Raw genomic sequence first — 24,326 nt, 5'->3', positions numbered from 1 at the left:
AGGGGCCCGCGCCGAGCTCGGTGACCTGCTGGAACGGCCCCCTTGCAGGGGCCCGCGCCGAGCTCGGTGACGTGCTGGAACGGCCCCGCTGCAGGGGCCCGCCACGAGCGTGCGAGTGGTGGGGGGCAGCGGGGTCCTTCCTCAGGCGTCGATGCGGCGGCGGCCCTCGAACGCCCGGCCGAGGGTGACCTCGTCGGCGTACTCGAGGTCGCCGCCCACCGGCAGCCCACTGGCCAGCCGGGACACCGCCAGCCCCAGCGGGCCGACCAACCGGGCCAGGTAGGCGGCGGTCGCCTCGCCCTCCAGGTTCGGGTCGGTGGCGATGATCAGCTCGGTGACCTGGCCGTCCATCAGCCGGGTCATCAGCTCCTTGACCTTCAGGTCGTCGGGGCCGATCCCCTCGATCGGGCTGATCGCGCCGCCGAGCACGTGGTAGCGGCCCTTGAACTCCCGGGTCCGCTCGATCGCCACGACGTCCTTGGGCTCCTCGACGACGCAGATGACGTCGAGCGTGCGCCGCGGGTCACGGCAGATCCGGCACTGCTCGGCCTCGGCGACGTTGTGACAGGTCACGCAGAAGCGGACCTCGGCCTGCACCCGCTGCAGGGCGGCGACCAGCCGGACGACGTCGGCCGACTCGGCGGCCAGCAGGTGGAAGGCGATGCGCTGCGCGCTCTTGGGACCGACGCCGGGCAGCCGCCCGAGCTCGTCGATGAGGTCCTGGACAGCGCCCTCGTACACGGTTCTCCTTCGATGCGGGTGGCGGTGTGCGCACCCGGGTGGATCAGAGGCCGGGGAGACCCAGCCCGCCACCGAGACCGCCGGTCAGCGGGCCCATCGTGGAGGCGGTGAGCTCGCCGACGGCGCGCTGGGCGTCACGGATGGCCGCGACCACCAGGTCCTGCAGGGTCTCGACGTCGTCGGGGTCGACGGCGGCCGGCGCGATCGTGACGGCGCTGACCTCACCACTGCCGGTCATGGTCACCGTGACCAGCTCGCCGCCGGCCGAACCGGTCACCTCCGCACGGGACAGCTCCTCCTGCGCGGCAGCGAGCTGCTGCTGCATCTGCTGCGCCTGCTTCATGATCTGCTGCATGTCGGGCTGGCCACCGGGTCGCATGGTCCGAGCGTAGGTGCTGGCACCGACAGTCCGCCGCACGCACCGCTCCACGCGAGCCGACTTGGGGCGCGCCCGGGCTCGGTGGCAGGGTCGCCCCGTGACGGGCGACGGCGTGCAGGTCCGCAGCACCGTGGGCGGGGCACGCACCGGGCCGTGGTCGCAGCTCGCGCTCATCGCGCTGACCCAGGTGCTGGCCCTGGCCGTGTGGTTCTCCGCCTCCGCCGTGCTCCCCGTGTTGCGCCGCGACTGGGAGCTGGGCACCGCCGGTGGGGTCGGCCTCACCGTCGCCGTGCAGCTGGGCTTCGTCGTGGGTGCGCTCGTCTCGGCGACGACCGGGCTGGCCGACCGGGTCCGCCCCGAGCGGCTGCTCGCCACCGGGGCCGGGGCCGCCGCCGCGTGCACCCTCGGCGTCGCCGTCCTGGCCGACGGGCCGCTGCTCGGCGTCGCGCTGCGCTTCCTGACCGGGATGGGCCTGGCGCTGGTCTACCCGATCGGCATGAAGCTGATGGCCTCGTGGTTCGGCGCCCGCGGGCGGGGGCTGGCGCTCGGCGTGCTGGTCGGGGCGCTCACCCTGGGCTCGCTGCTGCCCCAGCTGCTGGTCGGCGTGCTCGGCGACTCCTGGCGGACCGTGCTGGTCGCCGCCGCGGCCAGCGGCGCGGGCGCCGCACTGCTCGCGCTGGGCCTGCTGCGCGCCGGACCGCACCTGTCGGTGGGCAGCCGCCCGCGGGCCGCGCAGGCCTTCGACGGCTTCCGGTCGGCCCGGCCGCGGCTGGTGAACCTCGCCTACCTCGGGCACATGTGGGAGCTCTACGCGCTCTGGACCTGGGCCGCGGTCTGGATCACCGCGTCCCGCGACGTCCACGACCCCGCCCTGCCGGCCGCCCGGATCGCCCTGCTGGCCCTGGTCGCGTTCGGCATCTGCGGCGCGGCCGGCTGCGTGCTGGCCGGCTGGCTCGCCGGCCGGTGGGGCCGGGCGCCGGTCGCCACCGTCGCGGTGTCCACCAGCGGCGTGTGCTGCCTGCTCTCCCCGTGGGCCTGGTCCTGGCCGACCGCCGTCCTCGCCGTCTTCGTCTGCGTCTGGGGGGCCAGCGTCATCGCCGACTCGGCGATGTTCTCCACCCTGCTCAGCGAGGTCTCCGACCGGCGCTGGGTCGGCACCGCCCTCACCGTGCAGACCGCGACCGGGTTCCTGCTCACCACGGTGACGATCAGCGCGCTGCCCTACCTGGCCGACCTGGTCACCTGGCGGTGGACGCTGGTGCTGCTCGCCGCCGGCCCGGTGGTCTCGGTGGCCGCGCTGGCCCGCTTCCGGGCACTGGACCGGGGACCAAGGGCCGCTGCCGGCTGACCACCCGGCGGGGCACGATGAGCGCCGACGGCGGGGATCTCTCCTGCGCCACGACGAGACAGGAGCAAGGACGCCGATGGACGTCGAGGAGACACGACTGCCCGGGATCGGGCTGCGGCACGACCTGGTGACCGCGCAGGGCCGGCGGGTCGGGGTCATCTCCCAGCGCAACGGGGCCCGGCACGTCGTCCTCTACGACGAGCGCGACCCCGACGCCACGGCGGCCACGATCGAGCTGACCCCGGAGGAGAGCGAGGTCGTCGCCGAGCTGCTGGGCGCGCCGCGGATCACCGAGCGGTTGTCGAGGCTGCGTGAGCAGGTGGAGAGCCTGGCCACCGAGGGCGTGCCGATCGAGCCCGGCTCCCCCTACGTCGCCGCCACCCTGGGCGACGCGGCCATCCGGACCCGCACCGGCGCCTCCGTCGTCGCGGTCGTCCGGGGTGAGGAGATGATCGCCTCGCCCACGCCGGACTTCCGGTTCCAGGCCGAGGACCGGCTGGTCGTGGTCGGCACGTCGGACGGCGTCGCAGCGGTCGGTGCCCTGCTCAACCCCCGCTGATGGACCTGGGGCACACCGCGGTCCTGCTGCTGGAGCTGGGCGCCGTCCTCTTCGGGCTGGGGCTGCTCGGCTCGCTGGCCGGCCGGATCGGCCTGTCCCCCATCCCGCTGTACCTGCTCGCCGGGCTGGCGTTCGGCACCGGCGGGCTGCTGCCGCTGGACGCCCCCGAGGGCTTCTTCTCCACCGGCGCCGAGGTCGGCATCGTGCTCCTGCTGCTCGTCCTCGGGCTGGAGTACACCGCGGGAGACCTGGTGGAGAACCTGCGCCGCCAGGCGCCGGTCGGGGTCGTCGACCTGCTGCTCAACGGCCTGCCCGGGGCCGCCCTGGCGTTGTTCCTGGGCTGGGGGCCTACCGCCGCGCTGGCCATGTTCGGCGTCACCGCGATCAGCTCGTCGGGGATCGTCTCCAAGCTCCTGACCGACCTCGGCCGGCTCGGCAACCGGGAGACCCCGGCCGTGCTCGGCGTCCTGGTCATCGAGGACCTGGCGATGGCCGCCTACCTCCCGGTGCTGACCGGCGTCGTCGCGGCCACGACCACCGGCGACGCCCTGCTGTCGGTCAGCGTCGCCCTGGCCACCCTCGCGGCCGTGCTGGCCGTCGCGGTGCGCCACGGCAACACGGTGACCCGGTTCGTCGGGGCGCGGTCCAACGAGATCCTGCTGCTGCGGGTGCTCGGCCTGGCGCTGCTGGTCGCCGGTGCCGCCGAAGCGGTGCACGTCTCGGCGGCGGTGGGCGCGTTCCTGCTTGGGATCGCCCTCTCCGGCGAGGTCGCCGAGCGGATCGGGGACGTGCTCGCCCCGCTGCGCGACCTGTTCGCCGCCGTCTTCTTCGTCTTCTTCGGGTTGTCCACCGACCCCTCCCAGCTGCCCGGCGCGCTGCTGCCCGCAGCGGCACTGGCCGCGGTCGGGATCGTGACGAAGTTCGGCACCGGGTGGGTCGCCGGGCGCCGGGCCGGCGTCGGGCCGCCCGGCCGGGTGCGTGCCGGGGCGGCGCTGGTCGCGCGCGGCGAGTTCTCGATCATCATCGCCGGCCTGGTGCTGGGCAGCGTGCCGGCGGCCTTCGGCTCGACGGTCGCCGCCTACGTGCTGATCCTGGCCGTGCTGGGGCCGTTGGCGCCGCGGCTGGTCGACCCGTGGGTGCGCCGCCTCGCCCAGCGTTCCGCCCCGCCCCGTTCCGCGCTGCCCCGGCCCTTGCCGTAGGAACCGGGGCGCCGGTCAGCTGTCGATCGGCCGCGCGCCGAGCTGGGTGCGCAGCAGCTGGAGCGCGGCGGCCTCGGGGTCCAGCGCCGGCGCGGAGTCCGCGGTGTCGCCGGAGGCCGCGTCGGCGGCCCGCTCGGCCATCAGCTCGTCGGCCTCGGCGGACTCCGCGGCCTGCACGGCGGCCCGTGCCGCCTCCGGCGACACCGGTGCCCCGCCCCCCGAGCCACCGCCGGCGGCCCCGGGCTGACCCGGCCCCCCGTCGACGACGGCCTGCACCTTCCAGCGGACGCCGAGCAGCTCCTGCAGCGACTGCCGGATGACGTCCTTGTTCAGGTCGTCGCCCAGCATCTTGGCCAGCGCCGGCGAGGTGGCCGCCAGGGTGAGCACCCCGTTGGTCAGGTCGTGGACCTGGGCGCTCTTGAGCAGCGCCTCGGTGGTGCGCTTGTGCCCGCGCACCACCTTGAGCAGCTCCGGCCAGATGCGCCGGACGTCGGCGGTGGTCAGCGCAGCGTCGTCGCCGGCGGGCTCGGCCGGCGTGGCCGACACCAGCGGCGTGGGCTCGCCACCGCGTGGCGCCGGCGCGGACTCCGCTGCGGCCCGGGGTGCCGGAGCGGCATCCGTGGCCGGCGCGGCGGCGCGGTGGGGTTCCGCCGCCGGGCGGGCCGGCTGCGGCCAGTCCTCGTCGTCGGTGGGCTCGGGCGGCAGCGGCACCTCGGACGCCGGCGCGCTCTCCGACCGGGGCCGCGGCGGCTCGGCGGCAGGCGGCTGGGCAGCCGGGGGCGCCGGGGCGGGTCCGCCCGGACGGGCGGTCACCGGCCAGCCGTCGTCGCCCTCCGGGGCCGGCGGCGAGGCCGGGGCCGGGGTGGGGGTGGCCGGCGCCGACCGGGCCTGCGAGGGACGGACGTACGCCGGCCGGCTGGTCGGCGCAGCGGCGGGAGACGCCACCGGCTCCGCGACCGGGGCCTGCGGGGCCTGAGCCTGCGGGGCCGGGGCCTGCGGGGCCGGGGCCGGGGCCGCCGGGGTGCGGACCGCGGGCGGCGGTGCCTGGACCGGGGCCGGCCGGGCGGGCTCGCGCACCGGCGCCGGGACGGCGGCGGCCTCCGGGCGACCGGCGTGCTCGCCGGCGATCGACATCCGCCGTTCCAGCCGCTCCAGGCGCTGCAGGGTGGCCGCGGCCGAGCCGTCGACCCCGGGCAGCAGCATCCGGGCGCAGACGAGCTCCAGGAGCAGCCGGGGGGCCGTCGTCCCGCGCATCTCGGTGAGGCCCTCGTGCACGGTGTCGGCCAGCCGGGAGAGTGTGGCCGAGCCCAGCGCCTGGGCCTGCCGGCTCATCACGTCGATCCGGTCGGGCGGGCTGTCGAGCAGGCCGTTGCCGCCGGCCTCGGGCACGGCGTCCAGCACGATCAGGTCGCGCAGCCGGTCCAGCAGGTCGGTGGCGAACCGGCGGGGGTCGTGCCCGGCCTCGACCACGCGGTCGACGGCCTGGAAGACGCCCGGCGCGTCGGAGGCGGCCAGCGCGTCGACGGCCTCGTCGAGCAGCGCCTCGTCGGTGACGCCGAGCAGGCCCACGGCCGACCGGTAGGTGACCCCCTCGGGGCCTGCGCCGGCCAGCAGCTGGTCGAGGATCGACAGCGAGTCGCGCACCGAGCCGCCGCCGGCCCGGACCACCAGCGGGAACACCGTGGGCTCCACGGTGACGCCCTCGGCCGCGCACGTCTTCTCCAGGAGGGCGCGCAGCGTGCTGGGCGGCACCAGCCGGAACGGGTAGTGGTGGGTGCGGGAGCGGATGGTCGGGAGGACCTTCTCCGGCTCGGTGGTGGCGAAGACGAAGACCAGGAACTCCGGCGGCTCCTCGACCACCTTGAGCAGGGCGTTGAAGCCCTGCGAGCTCACCATGTGCGCCTCGTCGACGATGTAGACCTTGTAGCGGCTGTGCACGGGCGCGAAGAAGGCCTTCTCGCGCAGGTCGCGGGCGTCGTCGACACCACCGTGGCTGGCCGCGTCGATCTCCATGACGTCGATCGAGCCGGGGCCGTCGGGGGCCAGCGCGATGCACGAGCCGCAGACGCCGCAGGGGGTGGAGGTCGGCCCCTGCTCGCAGTTCAGCGAGCGGGCCAGGATCCGCGCCGACGACGTCTTCCCGCAGCCCCGCGGCCCGCTGAACAGGTAGGCGTGGTTGATCCGCCCGCCGTCCACGGCGTTCATCAGGGGTGCGGTGACGTGCTCCTGCCCGACCACCTCGGCGAAGGTCGCCGGACGGTACTTGCGGTAGAGCGCCAGAGCCACGCCGCGAGGTTACGTGGCCGCACCGACGCTCCGACGTGCTGTCGACGCAGCGCGCCCGTCAGGTCGGTTCTCGGCCGTACGCCGGGTCTGCAGGTGACCGTCTTCCCGGTCGTCTCCGGACGGACCGGGACCAGCCCGGTCCTCGCGGGCGCGGGTGACGCCGACCTCGAACTGCCCGAGAGCCGGACCCTCGACGGCCGCACCCAGGAGCTGGTCCACCGCCCCGCCCCCCGGTGACGGCCGCTGACCTACATGGTCAGGCGCAGGAAGAACTCGATGGACCCCTGGTCCTCGACGCTGACGAACCCCAGGTCCGGCGGCTCGATGCCGTAGTCGGCGAAGGTCACCGGCACCGCACCCGAGACGTCCACGCCGTCGGCGGTGCGGACGACGGAGAGCTCGGTGGTCACCGGCTGCGTCGTGCCGGCCAGGGTCAGCTCGCCGGTCACCGGCACGGTGACCGGGGTGCCGCTGAGCTGGGGGAGGTCGGCCACCTCGGTGACGGAGAAGACCGCCGTGGGGTTCGCGGCGACGTCCATCACGTTGTCCCGGAAGTAGGAGTCGCGGCGGCCGCTGTCGGTGCTGATCGAGGCGACGTCGACGGTCACGTCGGCGTCGGCGAGGTCCCCACCGGACACGACGACGGTGCCGGTGACCTGGTCGGTCGTGCCGGCCACGGTGACGTCGGCGCCGTTGAGCACCTCGTCGACGCGGTAGCCCGCGGTGGAGTCCGGGGCGATGGTCCAGGTGCCGTCGGTGTCCGCGGCGAGCTCGACCTCCTGCGGCTGCGCCTGCACCGTCTCGGCCGGGGGCGCGTCCTCCGCGAGGGCGGCGTAGATCAACGGCCCGCCGAGAGCCCCCGCGGCGACCACCGCCACGGCCCCGCCGGTGATCCACCAGGTACGACGACTGGGCACGGCCACTCCTCCGCTCGAAGGTGGGTGCATCAGAGCGCACGAACCTGGGAGGAGCCTGAGAATCGTCCGGGAGAGAGAAAGGACCCCCCGCACACCCGCCAGAGCCCGCTTATCCTTGCTGCCTTCCGGCCCTGGGGAGGTTCACAGGGTGACGCCGCACGAGGGGTCGCCGTCCACTGTAGAGGACGCCGCCGAGACCGGAGCCGCCCTCCCCGTACGCTCCCGCCGCATGACCGGGCGCACCCCTCAGCCCGTCCCGCCTGCGCCGTCCACCCGCGGCTTCGTGCTCGTCGTCCTGGCCGCGCTGTGCTGGGGCACCTCGGGCATCACCGGCGACCTGGTCGCCGACCGCACCGACCTGGACCCGCTCGACGTCGCCTGGCACCGGATGGCCGTCGGCGCGGTCGCCCTGCTCGCCGTGCACCTGCTCGCCCGGCGGACCTCCTCCAGGCCCACCGCCCCACCGGTCCACTGGTCGCGCTCGCTGCGCTGGCGGCTGGCCGGCGTCGGCGCCGGGCTGGCGGTCTACCAGAGCGCCTACTTCGCCGCCGTGGCCACGGCGGGGGTGAGCATCGCGACGCTGGTCGCGCTGGGCCTGGCCCCGCTGCTGGTGGCCGTCGGTGCCGCCGCACTCGGGCACGGCCGGCCGGACCGGGCGACCGGCGTGGCCCTCGTCGTCGCCCTGGCCGGGCTGGTGCTCCTCGTGGGCGTCTCGGCGGGCGGCGACGGCGGGGACGCCGTCCTGCTGGGCGCGCTGGCCGCGATCGGCTGCGCGGTCGCCTACGCCGCGGTCGTGCTGCTGTCGGCCGGCGCACCGGCGGGCGTGCCGACGACGACGGTCGGCTTCGTCGTGGGGGCCGTGGCGCTCACCCCGGTGGCGCTGGCCGCCGGGCTCGACCTCACCGCCGACCCGCTGGGGCTGGCGCTGCTGCTCTACCTGGGGCTGGTGCCGACCGCGCTCGCCTACGGGCTGTTCTTCACCGGGGTGCGAGCTGTGCCGGCCGCGGTCGCCTCGATCGTGACCCTGCTGGAGCCGCTGACCGCGACCGCGCTGGCCGCCGTGGTGCTCGGGGAGCGGCTCACCCCGACCGCGCTGGCCGGGGGAGCGCTCATGCTCGGCGCCGTGACGGCGCTCTACCTGCGGAGGATGGGAGATTCGAACTCCCGAGGGCTTGCACCCAACCCGCTTTCCAAGCGAGCGCCATAGGCCACTAGGCGAATCCTCCAGTGCGGGGCCACTGTACCGGGCGGGTCCGCGGCAGTCAGCCGCTCCCCTCCGACCCGAGCAGCCTGCGGGGCCGGAGAGTGGTTGAGTGATCTACGGGACGGCGACCGCCGCACGGAACCGGACACCGGAGGGACCGACATGAGCAGCGCCGAGCAGGTGCGCCCCGACGTGGTCGCGGCGATCGTCACCGCGCTGGAGGAGACCGACCCCAGCAACCTCCCGCCCGACGCCACCCGCGCCGAGAAGGACGCCGCGAAGGACCAGTACCTCTCCGGCCTGGTCGCCGGGCGGGCGCAGCGTGAGCGGCAGACCCGGGCGTGGGAGCTGCTGCTGACCCGCAGCCACGACGAGCCGCCGAGCTGGCGGCAGCTGTTCGACGAGCTGCCGCAGAGCTCGGTCGACCAGCTGGGCGAGCTCTACGACGCGCTGCCCGAGGGGGCCCAGGCGGAGTACACGCGCCGGTACGGGGCCCCCGTCTCCGCCTGACCCGCGGCGCGGCCGGCGTGCGGGCAGGGCTGGGATGACGGCGCCGGGCGCCCGGGTGGCCGGGCGCTACCTGCTGCGGTCCCGACTCGGCGGCGGGGCCATGGGCGCGGTCTGGCTGGCCCGGGACGAGCTGCTGGGCCGCGACGTCGCGGTCAAGCAGGTGCTCATCCCGGTCGGCAGCGACCCGGAGGCGACCGCCGGACACCGCGAGGCGGCCATGCGCGAGGGCCGGATCGCCGCCCGGCTGACCCACCCGCACGCCATCGCGGTCTACGACATGGTCGACGACGGCGGGACGCCGTGGCTGGTCATGGAGCACCTGCCCTCCCGGAGCCTGGCCAGCGTGTTGGCGGAACGCGGCACGCTGCCCGTGCAGCAGGTGGCGCTGATCGGCGCCCAGGTCGCCGATGCGCTGGTGGCCACGCACGCCGCCGGGGTCGTCCACCGGGACGTGAAACCGGGCAACATCTTGATCGGCGAGGGGCAGCGCAGCGCCGGCCTCGTCAAGATCACCGACTTCGGCATCTCCCGTGCCCGCGGCGACGTCTCGCTCACCCAGACCGGCGTGGTCAAGGGGACGCCGGCCTATCTGGCCCCCGAGGTCGCCCGCGGGCAGGAACCGCGGGAGGCGAGCGACGTCTTCTCCCTCGGCGCCACCCTGCACGCCTGCCTGGAGGGGACGCCGCCGTTCGGGATGACGGAGAACCCGCTGGAGATGCTCCACCGGGTCGCCGGGGGCAACGTGGCCCGGCCGCGGAACGCCGGGCCGCTCACCCGGCCGCTGATGCGGATGCTGGCCAACGACCCGGCGAAGCGGCCGACGATGTCTCAGGCGCGCGACCAGCTGGCGAAGCTGGCTGCCGGCCGGGACGGCGACGTCACCGAGGTGCTCGCCGCGCGCACACCGCTGCTGCCGACGCTGGCCGACCTGCGCGCGGTGCCCGGTGCGGAGCCCGCCGGCGCGCCGGGCACACCCGCCGGCACCGACTCCCCCGCCACCGACTCCCCCGCCACCGGCTCCGCCACCACCGGCTCCGCCACCACCGGGACCCCCACCACCGGGACCCCCACCGGCTCCGCCACGACCGGGACACCCACCGGGGCGGCCGCCGCTGGGGTGGCCGCCGCTGGGGTGGCCGCCGCCGGGCCGGCGCCCCCGGCCGACGACCCGCCGTCCCCGGAGACGGGCGACCGACCGCGCACGGGCGACCAGCCGGAGAGCACCGACCGGCCGCGGGTCGCCGGTGCCACACCCCCGGGTGCTGCGGCGGCCGGCGCGCCGTCTGCGGCCGACCAGCCACCCTCGGGCACACCCGCACCGGGGCGCCGCCGCCGGTCCCGGCTGGTCGCCGCCGTCGCGATCGTGCTCCTCGCCCTGTCCGGCACGCTGGGCGCGGTCTGGTTCGAGGCCCGGAACGACGACGGCCGGGCCCCCGCGGCCGAGGCCAGCAGCTCGCCGTCGGCGCCGTCGTCCGCCGACCCGGCCCCGACGACCGAGGAGCCGGCGCCGACGACCGAGGAGGAACCGGTGGTCACCTCGGAGGCGCCGTCGACCTCCGCCGCCCCGACCCCGTCGGTGACCCCACCGCCGACGGCGCCCACCGCGGCCCCGACCCCCACACCGACGCCGACGCCCGCGGGTCCGGCACCGGGCTCCGCGGCCGAGGTCGTGCAGGCCGTCACCAGCTACTACGCGCTGCTGCCCGGTGACGCCGGGGCGGCCTGGGAGCGCACCGGGCCACGGCTGCGCGCGGAGATCGGCAGCCGGTCGGCCTACCTCGCCTTCTGGGACCGCTTCCAGAGCGTCAGCCGGGGGCCGGTGTCGGCGCAGGACGGGTCGCTCGTCGCCTCGGTGCCGGTGACGTTCACCGAGCGCGACGGCACCGTCATCGCCGAACAGCACCAGGTCACCCTGGTCCGCGGGGACGACGGTCGGCTGCTCATCGACTACGACGTCCCCGTCTGACGGACCCGGGACGCCAGAACGGCGGCGCCCCGGGTGGGGCGCCGCCGTTCTCGACTGACATGGCGGTGGCGGTGGGATTTGAACCCACGGAGGCTTGCACCTCACACGCTTTCGAGGCGTGCTCCTTCGGCCGCTCGGACACGCCACCGCCGGAGAGACTACAGGCCCCGCTTCGAACGGAAGAACGCACGTAGCAAGGCGCCGGACTCCTCGGCGCGGACACCGCCGGTGACCTCGGGCCGGTGGTTGAGCCTGCGGTCCCGGACGACGTCCCACAACGAACCGGCCGCCCCCGCCTTCGGGTCGTCGGCCCCGTAGACCACCCGCGCCACCCGGGCCAGCACGCTCGCCCCGGCGCACATCGTGCAGGGCTCCAGCGTGACCACCAGGCTCGCCCCGGTCAGCCGCCAGCCGTCACCGTGCACCGCCGCGGCGGTGCGCAGGGCCAGCACCTCGGCGTGCGCGGTCGGGTCGCCCCGCTTCTCCCGCTCGTTGGCCGCCTCGGCCAGCACCGTCCCGTCGGGCCCGAGGACGACGGCGCCGATCGGCGTGTCCCCCCACTCCTGCGCGGCGGCCGCGAGCTCCAGCGCCCGCAGCATCGCCTCGTCGTCGGTCACCGCCGGCCCGCCCACGGACGGGCCGACAGGCGTGCTTCGCCGCGAGTAGTGCTCTGGCGCACTGGTGCAGCCAGAGCACAACTGCGCGGCGAGGTCATGCCAGGTCCAGGCCGGTGAGCGCCGACAGCTCGGCGAGCGCGGCGGCGGGGTCGACGACCTTGATCGTGTGCATGCCCAGCGCCCGGGCCGGCTTCAGGTTGATGCCCAGGTCGTCCAGGTAGGCGCAGTCGGACGGCGCGAGCTCCCGGCCGACCTCCTGCGACAGGCGCTGCACCGCGAGCGGGTAGATCGCCGGCTCGGGCTTGCGCACTCCTTCCACCGAGGACTCGACGACGACGTCGAACAGCCCCAGCAGCTCGCCCAACCGGCCGGTGCGCTGCATCGGCGCGACGTTGTTCGACAGCAGCGCCAGCGGCAGCCCCGCCGTCCGCAGCCGCCGCACCGCCGTCACCATCGCCGGGCGCAGCTCCCCCGCCAGGGCAGCGAGCACCCGGCCGGCGTCCAGCGGGTGGCCGGCGGCGGCGGCCTCGGCCTCGAAGGCCCGCCGGAACCCCGGCTCGTCGAGCTCCCGGCGCTCGTAGCGGGCCCAGGCGTTGGTGTCCGGGTCGGTGCTGTTCAGGCCGACGATGAACCCGGCGGGCAGCTCCGCCTCCTGCTCGTAGGCGGCGAAGGCGGTCAGCGGGCTCTCGGTGAGCACACCGCCCAGGTCGAAGACGACGGCACGGACGTGGCCGGGGTCAGGTGCGTTCACGGCGCCGCGACCGCCCTGAGCTCGTCGGCGAAGCCGAGCCGTTCGGCGATGGCCAGCACGACCTCGTCGGCCCACAGCTCGTCGGAGTCCAGCAGCCGGCTCAGCTCCTCGGCCGGGAGCCCGGCGTCGGCCAGGACGTCGAGGTCACCGCCGGGCCGGCCCTGCTCGTCGGCGTCGAAGGCGTCGTCGACCGTGGTGCCGGTCTCGACCGGGATGCCGTAGCGCTCCACCACCTCCGCCGCGAGCAGGTGCTCCTGGAAGGTCGCGTCGGAGATCAGCGCCCGGACCATGCCGCCCGGTCCGTGCCGCAGCACGACGAAGTAGAGCCGGCTGTCGACGACGAGGACGAACGGGCCCGGCCAGCCGGCGGCGCCCGGGTCGCCGAGGGCCCGTTCCAGGGCCGGCAACTCGTCGTCGGCATCGGCGGCGAGGAGCTCGCACTGCCAGCGGCCGGCGGCCGAGCTGACCCGGACGGCGAAGCTCTCCTGCAGCGAGGTGCCGGAGTCGGATGGGAGGGCCATAGCCTGTAGATCATGGCCGACGCCCTCTCCGACGACAGCGCGCCGGTCGAGGTCCCCGCCGTCGCACCCGCGCTGTTCGCCGCCCTCGCCGCCGATCCGCTCGCCGCCCACCTGGGCATCGAGCTGGAGGAGGTCCGGCCCGGCTACGCCCGCGCGTCGATGACCGTGGGCCCGAGCCTGCTCAACGCTGTCGGCACCGCCCACGGCGGCGCCACGATGGCGCTGCTGGACGTGGTGCACGCCGCGGTGAGCAACAGCCACGGCACGATCGCCGTAGCCCAGGACGTGCACACCGAGTTCCTCTCCGCCGGCCGGTCCGGCGACCACCTGGTCGCCGAGGGGGTCGAGCTGCACCGGACCGGTCGCACCGCCGTCTACCGGATCGACGCGGCCACCGCGGACGGCCGCCCGGTCGCCACCGCCCTGGCCCGCGTCTTCCGGCTGGGCACGCCGTGGGAGACCGGCGAGGCGGCACCGTGACCGGCTCCTTCCCCGTCCCGACGATGCCGGCACCGCCGGTGTCCGTGGTCGGCCTCGGGCAGCTGGGCGGCTCCCTGGCCGCGGCGCTGGTCGCGGCCGGCCGGCCGGTCTCCGGCTGGGACGTCGACCCGGCCGCCCGGCAGGCGGCGGAGGACACCGGCGTGGAGATCCGCCGGGAGCTGACCGGCGTGGTCGTGCTCGCGGTCCCGCTGCCGGCGATGGGCACGGCGCTGACCGGGCTGCGGATCGACCCCGGGGCGACGGTCACCGACCTCGGCTCGGTGAAGGTGCCGGTGCTGGCCGAGCTGGGCGCCGCCCACGGGGACCGGTACGTCGGCGGACACCCGATGTGCGGCACCGAGCGCTCCGGGCCCGCCGCCGTCGACCCCACGCTCTTCACCGGCGCCCGGTGGGCGCTGTGCCTGGAGGCGGACACCGACCTGCGGCGCTGGCTGCGGGTCGCCGAGATCGCGCTGGCCGTCGGCGCCGAGGTGGTCCCGGTGACCGCCGCGGAGCACGACGACGCGGTCGCGGCGATCAGCGCCGTCCCGCACCTGCTGGCCGCGGCGGTGGCCGCCGCCGCCGGGCAGGCCGGCCCGCTCGCCCTCTCCCTGGCGGCCGGCAGCTTCCGGGACGCCACCCGGGTGATCGGCAGCGACCCGGCGTTCGTGACCGCGCTGGTGACCGGCAACGCCGGGCCGGCGGCTGCGGCGCTGGACCGGGTCCGGGCCCAGCTGGACCGCCCCTGGCCGGAGCTGGTCGCCGACGGGCACGCGGTGCGGGTGGCCGCGGCCGGGCGCCGGACGGTCCGGGTCCCGCTGGACCGGGCCGCTCTGCTCGCGCTGGGCCGGGCCGGCGGGGCGGTCACCCGGCGGCTGGCGGCCTTCGTCGAGGGCTGGGTGCCGGATCGGGCGTGATCCGCACGCGTGGGAGACGCCCGGACCGGGCAAGGTGACCGCCATGGACGACAAGGACATCCGCAGCAGGATCGAGGCACTGGTCGAGGAGGAGCACACGCTCCGCAACGCCAGCGAGCACACCGACGAGCAGCGCGCCCGCCTGCGGCAGATCGAGGAGGACCGCGACCAGCTGTGGGACCTCCTGCGCCAGCGGGACGCCAAGCGGCAGTACGGCGAGGACCCCGACGAGGCCCAGCCCCGCCCGGAACCGCAGGTCGAGAACTACCTCCAGTAACAGGAGGCCCCGGCCCGTCAGCGGTGGTGGTCGGCTCCCAGCAGGGCCAGCTGCCAGAGCAGGCGGGACCGGGGGTCGGCCACCGAACGGCCGGTGACCTGCTCGATCCGGCGCAGCCGGTGCATCACCGTGTTGCGGTGGCAGTACAGCTGGTCAGCGGCCCGGGTCGGTGACCCGTCGGAGGCCAGCACCGCGGTCAGCGTGTCCAGCAGCACGTCGCGTTCGTCGGGGGGCAGGTCGAGCAGCCGGCCCAGCGACTGCTCCACGAGCCGGCGGGTGATCTCCGGTGAGCTGCTGAGCAGCGCCTCGGGCAACCGGTCGTCGATCGTCACCACCCGCGGCTGGCCCGCGGGCAGCGTGCGAGCCGCGGTGTCGGCCAGCCGCCAGGCGGAGGCGACCGCCGAGGCGCCGTCCACCACGGCCGAGACGCCGACCGGGCCGGCGGCCAGCTCCGCCAGCCAGGTCAGCACGTCGCCGACCTGGCGGGTGCCCAGGGCCACGACCCCGACCTGGGCACCGGAGCGCCAGCCCCACACCGATCGGACACCCCGCTTCAGCAGCCGGGCGCCGGGGTCGGTGAGGTTCGGCCCCCCCGACTCGTCCGGGGGCGCGACGGCACACACCAGCCGGCCGTCCAGCGGCAGGGCCAGCAGCTCTGATGCCGTCCGGACGAACACCGGGTCACCCCCGCGGCCACCCAGCAGCCCGTCCAGCACCTGCTGCCGGGCCTGGTCGTCGATGCCGGCCAGGCGACGCTCCTCGGTCCGGTAGGCCTCGGCCAGCGCTGCACACTGCACGTCGTTGACGTGCCAGACCGACCCCGCCACCTCGAGCAGGACGTCGCTGTCGCCGGGCGCCTCGGCGGCGCGGGCCGTGGCCCGCAACGCCTCCCAGGTGACCTGCCCGCCGAGCCGGTAGGCGCGCAGCACCGTCTCCAGCGGCACGCCCTGGATCGCCCGGCGGCGGCCGACCTCGCGGGCCGCGGCCAGCGCTGCGCGCCCGCCGTCGTCGGCGTCGCCCATCAGGGTGCGCACCGCGCGCTCCAGGTTCGTCCGGCCGGACTCGAACAGCTCGGCTCGGACGACGGGCCCCTGCTCGGTGTACGCGCCTTCGGTGCGCTCCAGGATGCTGATCATCCGGGAGGTCATCTCGTCGAGCTGGCCGAGCAGCGGCGGGGCGAGTTGGGCAAGCCGCGCGGAGACCTCGGGTCGGAACGGTTGCACCCCGCCCCCCTTCTGTGACACACGGCACACTGCACAAGCAACCGGAGTGATCGCTGTGCTCCGCGCCCATTGTGACCGCACTCACCGCACCCCACCCTCGGGTGGTCGGATCATCCGACACTCGTTCGCCGCGCCATGCCCGGCGGACGGGGCACCCGAGGCAAAGGAGCCGTGGGCCCGTTGGCGCAGCCGACCCCGACTGCAGGCAGCACTGCGATCGACCGCACCGCTGCCCCGGACACCGACCGCGCCCCTTCCGCCAGCCTGGAGATGACCGGGATCACCGTCGCGTTCGGCGGCGTGGTCGCGCTCTCCGAGGTCTCCTTGGTGGTCGAGCCCGGCCAGGTGCACGGGCTGATCGGCCCGAACGGCGCAGGCAAGACGACCCTGTTCAACGTCGCCTGCGGGATCGTGCGCCCCACGGCCGGTGAGATGACCTGGCGTGGCCGGCCACTCCGCCGGCTGAAGCCGCACCAGCTGGCCGGCCTGGGCATCGCCCGCACCCTGCAGGGCGTGGGCCTCTTCCCCGGCATGACCGTGCTGGAGAACGTCATGATCGGCGCCCACCGGCACGCCCGCGCCGGCTTCGGCTCCGCCCTGCTCGCCCTGCCGCGCTCGGACCGTGACGAGCGGGAGCTGCGCGCCCGGGCCATGACCGCGCTGAGCGACCTGGGCGCCCAGCAGCACGCCGGCCGCTACCCCGGCGGGCTGCCCTACCCGGTGCAGAAGCGGGTCGCACTGGCCCGCGCCCTGGTCTCCGCCCCCGACCTGCTGCTGCTCGACGAGCCCGCCAGCGGTCTCGCCGAGGACGAGATGCACGAGCTCGGCGAGCTCATCCGCACGCTCTCCGGCCGGATGAGCGTGCTCCTGGTGGAGCACCACATGGACCTGGTCATGCGGGTCTGTGACCGGATCACCGTCCTGGACTCCGGGCGGCAGATCGCCGCCGGCACCCCGGCCGAGGTCCAGGCCGACCCCGCCGTCACCGAGGCCTACCTCGGCGACGAGGTGACCGCCGAGGAGGACGCGGCCGGCACGACCCCCACCGACGGAGGGCGCCACCATGCCTGACACCCGCGCGCACGGCAGCACCGCGGTCGCGACCGGCGGGGACACCGCCACCGCCCCGGCCCTGCTGCAGATCGAGGACCTCACCTCCTCCTACGGGGCGGTCCGGGCACTGGACGGGGTCTCGCTGACCGCCGACGCCGGCCGGATCACCGCCGTCCTCGGGGCCAACGGCGCCGGCAAGACCACCCTGCTGCGCACCGTCAGCGGGCTGGTCCGGAGCTCCTCGGGCCGGGTCGTCCTGGACGGAGAGGACATCACCTCCGCCTCTGTCGAGTCGATGGTCGGCCGGGGCATGGCCCACGTGCCCGAGGGGCGCGGCGTCATCGCCGAGCTCACCGTGCACGAGAACCTGCGGGTCGGGGCGCTGTTCCGCGGCAAGGTCGAGAAGAGCGAGTACGACCGCATCTACGACCTGTTCCCCCGGATCGCCGAGCGCCGCGACCAGCCGGCGCACGTCCTCTCCGGTGGTGAGCGCCAGATGCTCGTGATCGGGCGGGCGCTGCTGGCCCAGCCGCGGATCCTGCTGCTCGACGAGCCGTCGCTGGGCCTGGCCCCCCGGATCGTGGCGCAGATCTTCGGCCTGCTCCGCCGGCTCGTCGACAGCGAGGGGCTGTCGGTCCTGCTGGTCGAGCAGAACGCCCGGAGCGCCCTGTCGGTGGCCGACGTCGGCGTCGTCCTCAACCTCGGCCGGGTGGTCGTCACCGACTCCGCCCGCACGTTGATGGCCGACGAGGACCTCCGGCACGCCTACCTGGGCTTCTGACCCACCCCTCCCGAGCTCCCTCCGCACCGCCAGGAAGGCACCTCCTCCGTGCAGTACTTCGTGAACGTCACCCTCACCGGGCTGACCGAGGGAATGGTCTACTCGGCCTTCGCCCTCGCCCTGGTGCTGATCTGGCGGTCCACCCGGATCGTGAACTTCGCGCAGGGCTCGATGGCGGCGGCGACGACGTTCATCGCCCTCGCGCTGATCCAGGCCGGGCAGTCGTACTGGGTCGCGCTGATCGTCGCCCTGCTCTCCGGGCTGCTGCTGGGCGCCCTCGTCGAGCGGGTCGTCATCCGGCCCGTGGAGGGCGGGCCGGAGCTCAACGCGGTCATCGTCACCCTGGGCCTCTTCGTGGCCATCCAGGCCGCGATCGCGATCGTCTTCGGCTCGGCGTTCCAGTCCTTCCCGACCCCGTTCGGCCTGGAGGGCTTCCAGGTCGGCGACAACCGGATCGCCCTCACCCCGAACAGCGTCTGGGTGATCTCCGCGGTGCTGGTCACCATGGCGCTGCTGGTGGTGCTGTTCCGGTTCACCCGGATCGGCCTGGCCATGCGCGCCTCGGCGTTCGGCCAGGAGGTCGCCCGGCTGCTCGGCGTGCGGGTCGGCCGGATGCTCACCCTGGGCTGGGCGCTCGCGGCCGTCGTCGGCTCGCTGGCCGGGCTGCTGATCGCCGGCGGGGAGTTCGTCTACCCCGCCTACATGGACAGCCTGATCGTCTTCGGTTTCGTCGCCGCCGTGCTCGGCGGCCTGGACTCCCCCATCGGCGCCATCGTCGGCGGGCTGATCCTGGGCCTGGCTCTCAGCTACGTCAGCGGCTACGTCGAGCGGGGCAGCGCCCTGGTCAACGTCGCCGCCCTGGTCATCCTCATGGTCGTGCTGCTCGTGCGGCCCGGTGGCCTGTTCGCCAGCAGCACGGCCCGGAGGGCATGACGATGAGCGACCTGCAGAGCCCCACGAACACGACCGCCGAGGGCACCCGGGCCGGCGGCAAGGCCGCGGAGGAGGCCCCCACCGAGGCGACCGCCGGCGCCGACCAGCCCACCGCCACCCGGCGGCGCAGCCTGCTCCCCCAGTCGACGCTGCTGCGGCACCTGCTGGTGCTGCTGCTCGCGGCCGTGGGCGCGGTGGTGCTGCTGGAGATCACCGACCCGTTCACCAACTCCCAGCTGGCAACGCTGACCTACTACGCCATCGCGGCCGGCGGGCTGACCGTGCTGACCGGGATGAACGGCCAGATCTCGCTGGGGCACGGCGCCCTGATGGCGGTGGGCGCGTACACCACCGCACTGTTCCTCTCCGCCGACGAGCCGCTGCCGCTGCCGCTGATCCTGCTGGCCGCGATCGTGACGGCCACCGCCGTCGGTGCCCTGGTCGGGGTGGCGGCCGCCCGGCTGCACGGCCCGTACCTGGCCGGCGCCACGCTCGCCCTGGCCGTCGGCCTGCCCGGCCTGGCGATCTACTTCCACGACGTCCTCGGCGGCGAGCAGGGCATGCGGGTGCGAGCCCCCCGGGCCCCGGAGGCCTTCGGGTCCTTCATCAGCGCCGTCTCGGGCAACTCCGCGACCAACACCAAGTGGCTGGCCTACCTCGGCGCCATCTGCCTGCTGATCACCTACTTCCTGCTGGCCAACCTGATCCGCAGCCGGATCGGCCGCACCTGGCGCGCGGTGCGTGACCAGGAGGTCGCCGCCGAGCTCGCCGGCATCAACCTCGGCGCGTGGCGGGTGCTCGCCTTCGTGGTGAGCGCAGCGGCCGCCGGGCTGGCCGGCGGCGTGCTGGCCCTCGTCGTCCGGCTGGCCGCCCCCAGCGGCTTCACGCTGGTCCTCTCCCTGGCCCTGCTCACGGCGATCGTGATCGGCGGGCTCGGCAGCCTGCTCGGCGCCCTGCTCGGCTCGGCGCTGCTGGTCTTCCTGCCGCCGTTCGTCACCGACCTGGGTGCCGGGTGGGGCCTGGACAACACCGAGGCCGCCCAGCTGGCCCCCTTCGTCTACGGCGTGGTGCTCATCGTCGCGATGATCTTCGCCCCCGCCGGCTTCGTCGGCACCCTCCGCATGCGCTGGCTCACCCGCCAGGCGAAGCGGTCGGCCGCCCAGCCGAGCAGGGGGTGAGGACGACCCGACCTGACCGCCGATCCCGGCCCCCGCGACCCCCCACACACCCCCGGGCAACGAAGCCCGGGCAGCACCAGAGGAGAACCGTTGTCCAGATCCTCTCGACGTCTCATGACCGTCATCGCCGCAGCCACCGCCGCCTCGACCCTCGCCGCCTGCGGTGGGAGCGATGACGGCGGCGGGGACGGCGGCGGTGGCGGTGGCGGTGGCGACGCCAGCGCCAACGAGGCCTCCGACATCGGCATCACCGAGGACTCGATCAAGCTCGGCGCCCACTTCCCCCTCACCGGGGTGGCCGCGCCCGGCTACAGCGAGATCCCGACCGGCGCGCAGGCGTACTTCGAGTGCCTCAACCAGCAGGGCGGGGTGAACGGCCGGACGATCGAGTACATCTACCGGGACGACGCCTACAACCCGACGAACACCAGCCAGGTGGTCAACCAGCTGGTCCTCGAGGACGAGGTCTTCGCCATCGTCGGCGGTCTCGGCACCCCGACGCACAGCGCCGTCCTGGACTTCCTGAACAGCGAGGGCGTGCCCGACCTGTTCGTCTCCTCCGGTTCGCTGCTGTGGGGAGAGGACCCGGAGACCAACCCGTACACGTTCGGCTGGCAGACCGACTACGAGAGCGAGGGGAAGATCATCGGCCAGTACATCGCCGAGAACTTCCCGGACGCGAAGGTCGGGCTCTTCCTCCAGGACGACGACTTCGGCGAGGACGGCGAGGCCGGCATCCGGGAGTACATCGACGACCAGATCGTGGCCGCCGAGCGCTACACGCCGGGCAACACCAACGTCGGGCCGCAGATCGCCGCCCTGCAGGCCGCCGGGGCCGACTTCGTCGTCGGCTTCAACGTGCCCAGCTACACCGCGCTGTCCCAGCTCACCGCCCTGCAGCTGGGCTACGACCCGCAGTGGTTCTACTCCAACGTGGGGTCGGACCCGACGCTGGTCGGCAGCCTGCTGAACAACTTCTCGCAGGGCCAGGTGAGCGACGCCAGCCTGCTCGACGGCGCGCTGACCACCGACTACCTGCCGACGGTCGACGAGCCGGACAACCCGTGGGTGCAGGAGTTCCAGCGCATCTGGGACGAGTGCGGCGGCGAGGGTGAGCTGACCAACTACCGGATCTACGGCATGGCGCAGGCCTACACCACGGTGCAGGCCCTGCAGGCGGCCGGCCAGAACCCGACGCGCGACGGTCTGGTCGAGGCCATCGAGATCGCCGGTGGCGACTGGGAGGGCCCGGTGCTCGCACCGTTCCGCTACTCCGAGGACAGCCACATGGGCACCGCCGGCATGTCGATCAGCCGGGTCACCGGCGACACCACCGAGGAGGTCGAGCCGGTGCAGCTGACCGACATCGGCGGCGCGGAGATCGAGCCCTACGAGGGTGAGCCGGCCGAGGTCCCGGAGAACGGCATCCCGAACGAGGAGTCGGTGATGGACTGATCCAGGACCCCGTCCAGCGGACGGGTCCCACCGACGGGCCGTCGGTCTCCCCCCACGGGAGGCCGGCGGCCCGTCGGCCGTTCGGCACCAAGACGCTTCGACGGCGAAGTGTCGTCGAGTTGATCTCCGGGTAGGGCCGCGCAGACCCGCCGGGCACGGCGTGGGCTCGGCAGAACAGGAGCGGCAGATGGCGGTGCAGGGAGCGGTGCGGAGCACGCGGGACATCCGCCGGGCGGTGGTGACCGGCGGTGCCGGTTTCCTGGGCTCGCACCTGTGCGAGCAGCTGCTCGACCGGGGCGTCGAGGTGGTCTGCCTGGACAACTTCCTGACCGGCTCCCCGCAGAACGTGCTGCACCTGATGGAGCACCCCGGCTTCCGGCTGGTCCGCTGCGACGTCACCGACTACGTGCACGTGCCGGGGCCGGTCGACCTGGTGCTGCACTTCGCCTCCCCGGCCAGCCCGCTGGACTACCTGAAGATGCCGATCGAGACCCTCAAGGTCGGCAGCCTGGGCACGCTGCACACGCTGGGCCTCGCCAAGGAGAAGGGCGCCCGGTACCTGCTGGCCTCCACGTCGGAGGTCTACGGCGACCCGCTCCAGCACCCCCAGCGCGAGGACTACTGGGGCAACGTCAACCCGGTGGGCCCGCGCGGGGTCTACGACGAGGCGAAGCGGTTCAGCGAGGCGCTCACCACCGCCTACCGCACCTCGCAGGGCATCGACACCGCGATCGTGCGGATCTTCAACACCTACGGCCCCCGGATGCGCGCCGACGACGGCCGGGCCATCCCCGCGTTCGTCGGCCAGGCGCTCTCCGGGCGGCCGCTGACCGTGGCCGGTGACGGCTCCCAGACCCGGTCCATCTGCTACGTGGACGACACGGTGCGCGGCATCCTGGCGCTGGCCTTCAGCTCCGCGACCGGCCCGATGAACATCGGCAACCCCGACGAGCTGTCGATGCTGGAGCTGGCCCGCTGGATCGTCCGGCTCACCGGGTCGGAGTCCGAGGTCGGTTTCATCGACCTCCCCGTCGACGACCCCAAGGTGCGCCGGCCGGACACCGCCCTGGCCGCCGAGGTGCTCGGCTGGCACCCCAGCGTGCCCTCTGAGGAGGGGCTCCGGCGCACGGTGGCCTGGTTCGCCGCCCAGCGCGACGCTGCGGCCCAGGCCGGCTGAGCGACCCCGCCGGGGCCGCGACGGAGGGTGATCGGCCGAACGCTGAGGGCTCGGACGCCGACCGTCTGTCGGCCGGAACTGGGTAGAGTCCGGGACGACGCGATGCCCGCGTCGGCCCCGCGGCGTCCGCAGGGCACCTGCACAGCACCAGACACGACGGAGAACCCAGATGGGGCGGCACGCCCGTACTCCCGCCCGTTCCGGGACGGCCAGCCGACCAGCCCTGCTCACCGGGCTCGCGGTCGTGGTCGCCCTGGCCCTGATCGCCGGCGTCACCTGGTGGGCCACCGGCCCGGACGCCGGGACGGCGGAGGCCGCCGGTTGCGACGAGCCCGAGACGGTCCGCGTGACCGTGGCCCCGGAGCTCGGCACGCTGGTCCGGGAGCTGCTGGCCGAGCCGCTGCCGCTCAGCGGTGACGCGTGCGCCGTGGCCGACGTCGAGGCCACCGAGCCGCTGCAGACCCTGGCCGCCCTGGGCTCCCTCGGCGCCGACGCACTCCCCCAGGTGTGGGTGCCCGACTCCTCGCTGTGGGCCGCCCGCGCCAGCAGCGCCGACCTCGAGGTGGCCGGGTCGCTGGCCACCTCACCGCTGGTGCTCGCCACCAGCCGGGCCGCCGCCGACGAGCTGGGCTGGACCAGCAACGCACCCAGCTGGGGCGAGGCCCTGACCACCGGCCGGGCGCTGGCCGTGCCCGATCTGGCCGCCAGCGCCGAGGGGCTGTCCGTGCTGGCCGCCGTCCGGCAGTCGCTCGGCGGTGGGGAGGACGCCGACAACGCCGTGGTCGAGGCCGTGCTGGCCGCCGGGCGGGGCGACGTGCCCACTGTCGCCGACGCGCTGGCCACCGGCACCGAGAACGGGGCCGATGCACCGCTGGTGCCGGTCAGCGAGCAGGAGGTGCTGGCCGCCAACCGCGCCGCCGGCTCCGACTCCCTCGTCGCGATCTACCCGCGCGAGGGCTCCCCGTCCCTGGACTACCCGGTGCTGCGGCTGCCCTCCGCCGAGGAGGACTCCGCGGCTGTGGACGCCGTGGTCGACGCGCTGACCGCCGCCTCGGCCGGCGAGCAGGCCCGGGCGGCCGGCTTCCGCGACGCCGCCGGCACCGCTCCCGAGGGCGCCGGCCCCGGCACCGGTGTGCAGGAGGAGGCGCCGGAGCCGCTGGAGCTGGACGCCGCCGCGGTGCAGGGCCTGCTCGGCCGGCTGTCCAGCCTGGCCACCCCGTCCCGGCTGCTCACCGTCATCGACGTCTCCACCTCCATGAACGCCCCGGCCGGCGACGGCACCCGCGCCACGCTCGCCCGGGACGCCACCAAGAGCGCGCTCACCCTGCTGCCGGACTCCTACTCCGGCGGGGTCTGGGCCTTCGCCTACCAGCTCGACGGCGAGCGCGACTGGGTCGAGCTGGCCCCGCTGCGCACCTTCGGCACCGACGTCGGCGGCCAGACCCACCGGGAGCTGATCGACCAGCAGTTCGACACCCTGCCGAACCTGCTGGCGCCCGGCGGCACGGGCCTGTACGACACGACGCTCGCCGCCGTGCGTGCCGCCCAGGAGGCCTACGACCCGAACTCGGTGAACAGCGTCGTGCTGATCACCGACGGGACCGACGACGACGACGCGGCGGGCACCGACCTGCCCGTCCTGCTGGACACCCTCCGCGCCGAGGCCGACCCGGATCGACCGGTCAAGGTCATCGGGATCGCGCTCGGCCCCGACGCCGACCTCGAGGCGCTGGAGCAGATCGGCGAGGCGACCGGCGGTGCGGCCTACCAGGCACTGGACCCCGAGGACCTGCAGGGCGTGCTGTTCGACGCCATCCGCCGCCGCGGCTGACGAAGGGCCCTCTGCAGGAGGGG

24 protein-coding genes, 2 tRNA genes, 1 other RNA gene and 1 pseudogene are annotated in these 24,326 nt (G+C 75.0%); 17 read left to right on the top strand and 11 right to left on the bottom strand.

Annotated features, from left to right (window positions below; all coding sequences use genetic code 11):
* Positions 1–141: 141 nt before the first annotated feature.
* Together recR and O2W20_RS12285 are read right to left on the bottom strand one after the other, a co-directional pair.
* Positions 142–741, bottom strand: a complete 600-nt coding sequence (gene recR, locus O2W20_RS12290; protein WP_269172339.1) for a recombination mediator RecR — start codon at positions 739–741, stop codon at positions 142–144.
* A gap of 43 nt (positions 742–784) precedes the next feature.
* Positions 785–1,120: a YbaB/EbfC family nucleoid-associated protein gene (locus tag O2W20_RS12285; RefSeq protein ID WP_269172340.1), complete on the bottom strand. Its 336-nt coding sequence runs from the start codon at positions 1,118–1,120 to the stop codon at positions 785–787.
* Positions 1,121–1,217: 97 nt separating this feature from the next.
* Between O2W20_RS12285 and O2W20_RS12280 the strand changes: the two genes are divergently transcribed.
* The 3 genes from O2W20_RS12280 to O2W20_RS12270 all read left to right on the top strand — a co-directional run bounded on the left by O2W20_RS12280 (position 1,218) and on the right by O2W20_RS12270 (position 4,226).
* Positions 1,218–2,468 (top strand): MFS transporter, encoded by a 1,251-nt coding sequence (locus O2W20_RS12280; RefSeq protein ID WP_269172341.1) that lies wholly within the window; start codon positions 1,218–1,220, stop codon positions 2,466–2,468.
* A 76-nt stretch (positions 2,469–2,544) separates the two neighbouring features.
* Positions 2,545–3,027, top strand: a complete 483-nt coding sequence (locus tag O2W20_RS12275) for a cation:proton antiporter regulatory subunit (RefSeq protein WP_269172342.1) — start codon at positions 2,545–2,547, stop codon at positions 3,025–3,027.
* Entirely contained in the window at positions 3,027–4,226 is a 1,200-nt protein-coding gene (locus O2W20_RS12270; RefSeq protein WP_269172343.1) for a cation:proton antiporter, read from the top strand. Before O2W20_RS12275 ends, O2W20_RS12270 begins: the two co-directional genes overlap by 1 nt.
* A gap of 15 nt (positions 4,227–4,241) precedes the next feature.
* On the opposite strand, the gene O2W20_RS12265 is transcribed toward O2W20_RS12270, so the two are convergent.
* Positions 4,242–6,512, bottom strand: a complete 2,271-nt coding sequence (locus O2W20_RS12265) for a DNA polymerase III subunit gamma and tau (RefSeq protein ID WP_269172344.1) — start codon at positions 6,510–6,512, stop codon at positions 4,242–4,244.
* A 93-nt stretch (positions 6,513–6,605) separates the two neighbouring features.
* On the opposite strand from O2W20_RS12265, the gene O2W20_RS12260 reads away from it, so the two are divergent.
* On the top strand, positions 6,606–6,749 hold the full coding sequence (locus O2W20_RS12260) for a hypothetical protein (protein ID WP_269172345.1): 144 nt from the start codon (positions 6,606–6,608) through the stop codon (positions 6,747–6,749).
* Between the two features lie 11 nt (positions 6,750–6,760).
* On the opposite strand, the gene O2W20_RS12255 is transcribed toward O2W20_RS12260, so the two are convergent.
* On the bottom strand, positions 6,761–7,429 hold the full coding sequence (locus O2W20_RS12255; protein WP_269172346.1) for a YceI family protein: 669 nt from the start codon (positions 7,427–7,429) through the stop codon (positions 6,761–6,763).
* Positions 7,430–7,504: 75 nt separating this feature from the next.
* Positions 7,505–7,600: signal recognition particle sRNA small type (gene ffs / locus O2W20_RS12250), an RNA gene on the bottom strand.
* Positions 7,601–7,658: 58 nt separating this feature from the next.
* Here ffs and O2W20_RS12245 point away from each other — a divergent pair.
* Positions 7,659–8,504: pseudogene (locus O2W20_RS12245) on the top strand (DMT family transporter); the annotation flags it as partial.
* Positions 8,505–8,570: 66 nt separating this feature from the next.
* Here the strand turns inward: O2W20_RS12245 and O2W20_RS12240 are convergent.
* Positions 8,571–8,655: transfer RNA gene (locus O2W20_RS12240), tRNA-Ser, on the bottom strand.
* A 140-nt stretch (positions 8,656–8,795) separates the two neighbouring features.
* On the opposite strand from O2W20_RS12240, the gene O2W20_RS12235 reads away from it, so the two are divergent.
* On the top strand, positions 8,796–9,143 hold the full coding sequence (locus O2W20_RS12235; protein ID WP_269172347.1) for a hypothetical protein: 348 nt from the start codon (positions 8,796–8,798) through the stop codon (positions 9,141–9,143).
* Between the two features lie 34 nt (positions 9,144–9,177).
* Complete coding sequence (locus O2W20_RS12230; protein ID WP_269172348.1) at positions 9,178–11,109, top strand: serine/threonine-protein kinase; 1,932 nt, start codon at positions 9,178–9,180, stop codon at positions 11,107–11,109.
* A 60-nt stretch (positions 11,110–11,169) separates the two neighbouring features.
* Here O2W20_RS12230 and O2W20_RS12225 read toward each other — a convergent pair.
* The 4 genes from O2W20_RS12225 to O2W20_RS12210 all read right to left on the bottom strand — a co-directional run bounded on the left by O2W20_RS12225 (position 11,170) and on the right by O2W20_RS12210 (position 12,998).
* Positions 11,170–11,257, bottom strand: a tRNA-Ser gene (locus O2W20_RS12225).
* A gap of 10 nt (positions 11,258–11,267) precedes the next feature.
* Positions 11,268–11,726 carry a nucleoside deaminase gene (locus O2W20_RS12220; protein WP_269172349.1) on the bottom strand — a complete coding sequence of 153 codons (459 nt, stop codon included), beginning with the start codon at positions 11,724–11,726 and terminating at the stop codon, positions 11,268–11,270.
* Between the two features lie 94 nt (positions 11,727–11,820).
* Positions 11,821–12,477, bottom strand: a complete 657-nt coding sequence (locus O2W20_RS12215) for an HAD-IA family hydrolase (RefSeq protein WP_269172350.1) — start codon at positions 12,475–12,477, stop codon at positions 11,821–11,823.
* Positions 12,474–12,998, bottom strand: a complete 525-nt coding sequence (locus tag O2W20_RS12210) for a tRNA adenosine deaminase-associated protein (RefSeq protein WP_269172351.1) — start codon at positions 12,996–12,998, stop codon at positions 12,474–12,476. The genes O2W20_RS12215 and O2W20_RS12210 overlap by 4 nt, the downstream gene beginning before the upstream one ends.
* A 12-nt stretch (positions 12,999–13,010) precedes the next feature.
* Between O2W20_RS12210 and O2W20_RS12205 the strand changes: the two genes are divergently transcribed.
* Genes O2W20_RS12205 through O2W20_RS12195 form a run of 3 tightly spaced genes read left to right on the top strand, consistent with a single transcriptional unit; the run spans position 13,011 to position 14,672 of the window.
* Positions 13,011–13,478 (top strand): PaaI family thioesterase, encoded by a 468-nt coding sequence (locus O2W20_RS12205; protein ID WP_269172352.1) that lies wholly within the window; start codon positions 13,011–13,013, stop codon positions 13,476–13,478.
* Positions 13,475–14,395, top strand: a complete 921-nt coding sequence (locus tag O2W20_RS12200; RefSeq protein WP_269172353.1) for a prephenate dehydrogenase — start codon at positions 13,475–13,477, stop codon at positions 14,393–14,395. Before O2W20_RS12205 ends, O2W20_RS12200 begins: the two co-directional genes overlap by 4 nt.
* A gap of 43 nt (positions 14,396–14,438) precedes the next feature.
* Positions 14,439–14,672, top strand: a complete 234-nt coding sequence (locus O2W20_RS12195) for a DUF2630 family protein (protein ID WP_269172354.1) — start codon at positions 14,439–14,441, stop codon at positions 14,670–14,672.
* Positions 14,673–14,689: 17 nt separating this feature from the next.
* Here the strand turns inward: O2W20_RS12195 and O2W20_RS12190 are convergent, their stop codons facing one another.
* Positions 14,690–15,895 (bottom strand): PucR family transcriptional regulator, encoded by a 1,206-nt coding sequence (locus O2W20_RS12190; RefSeq protein ID WP_269172355.1) that lies wholly within the window; start codon positions 15,893–15,895, stop codon positions 14,690–14,692.
* 171 nt (positions 15,896–16,066) lie between these two features.
* On the opposite strand from O2W20_RS12190, the gene O2W20_RS12185 reads away from it, so the two are divergent.
* The 7 genes from O2W20_RS12185 to O2W20_RS12155 all read left to right on the top strand — a co-directional run bounded on the left by O2W20_RS12185 (position 16,067) and on the right by O2W20_RS12155 (position 24,303).
* Complete coding sequence (locus O2W20_RS12185) at positions 16,067–16,966, top strand: ABC transporter ATP-binding protein (protein WP_269172356.1); 900 nt, start codon at positions 16,067–16,069, stop codon at positions 16,964–16,966.
* Entirely contained in the window at positions 16,959–17,729 is a 771-nt protein-coding gene (locus O2W20_RS12180) for an ABC transporter ATP-binding protein (RefSeq protein WP_269172357.1), read from the top strand. The genes O2W20_RS12185 and O2W20_RS12180 overlap by 8 nt, the downstream gene beginning before the upstream one ends.
* 48 nt (positions 17,730–17,777) lie before the next feature.
* Positions 17,778–18,662 carry a branched-chain amino acid ABC transporter permease gene (locus O2W20_RS12175; RefSeq protein ID WP_269172358.1) on the top strand — a complete coding sequence of 295 codons (885 nt, stop codon included), beginning with the start codon at positions 17,778–17,780 and terminating at the stop codon, positions 18,660–18,662.
* A gap of 2 nt (positions 18,663–18,664) precedes the next feature.
* Positions 18,665–19,840, top strand: a complete 1,176-nt coding sequence (locus tag O2W20_RS12170) for a branched-chain amino acid ABC transporter permease (RefSeq protein ID WP_269172359.1) — start codon at positions 18,665–18,667, stop codon at positions 19,838–19,840.
* Between the two features lie 114 nt (positions 19,841–19,954).
* A complete protein-coding gene (locus tag O2W20_RS12165) occupies positions 19,955–21,295 on the top strand; it encodes an ABC transporter substrate-binding protein (RefSeq protein ID WP_269172360.1) in 1,341 nt (446 codons plus the stop codon).
* A gap of 187 nt (positions 21,296–21,482) precedes the next feature.
* Complete coding sequence (locus O2W20_RS12160; RefSeq protein ID WP_269172361.1) at positions 21,483–22,472, top strand: UDP-glucuronic acid decarboxylase family protein; 990 nt, start codon at positions 21,483–21,485, stop codon at positions 22,470–22,472.
* A gap of 169 nt (positions 22,473–22,641) precedes the next feature.
* Entirely contained in the window at positions 22,642–24,303 is a 1,662-nt protein-coding gene (locus O2W20_RS12155) for a VWA domain-containing protein (protein ID WP_269172362.1), read from the top strand.
* Positions 24,304–24,326 lie beyond the last annotated feature (23 nt).

It is taken from the genome of Modestobacter sp. VKM Ac-2982 (assembly GCF_026967935.1).
In the GTDB taxonomy this organism is placed as follows: Bacteria; Actinomycetota; Actinomycetes; order Mycobacteriales; family Geodermatophilaceae; genus Modestobacter.
This window is presented reverse-complemented; position numbering and strand designations above follow the sequence as displayed.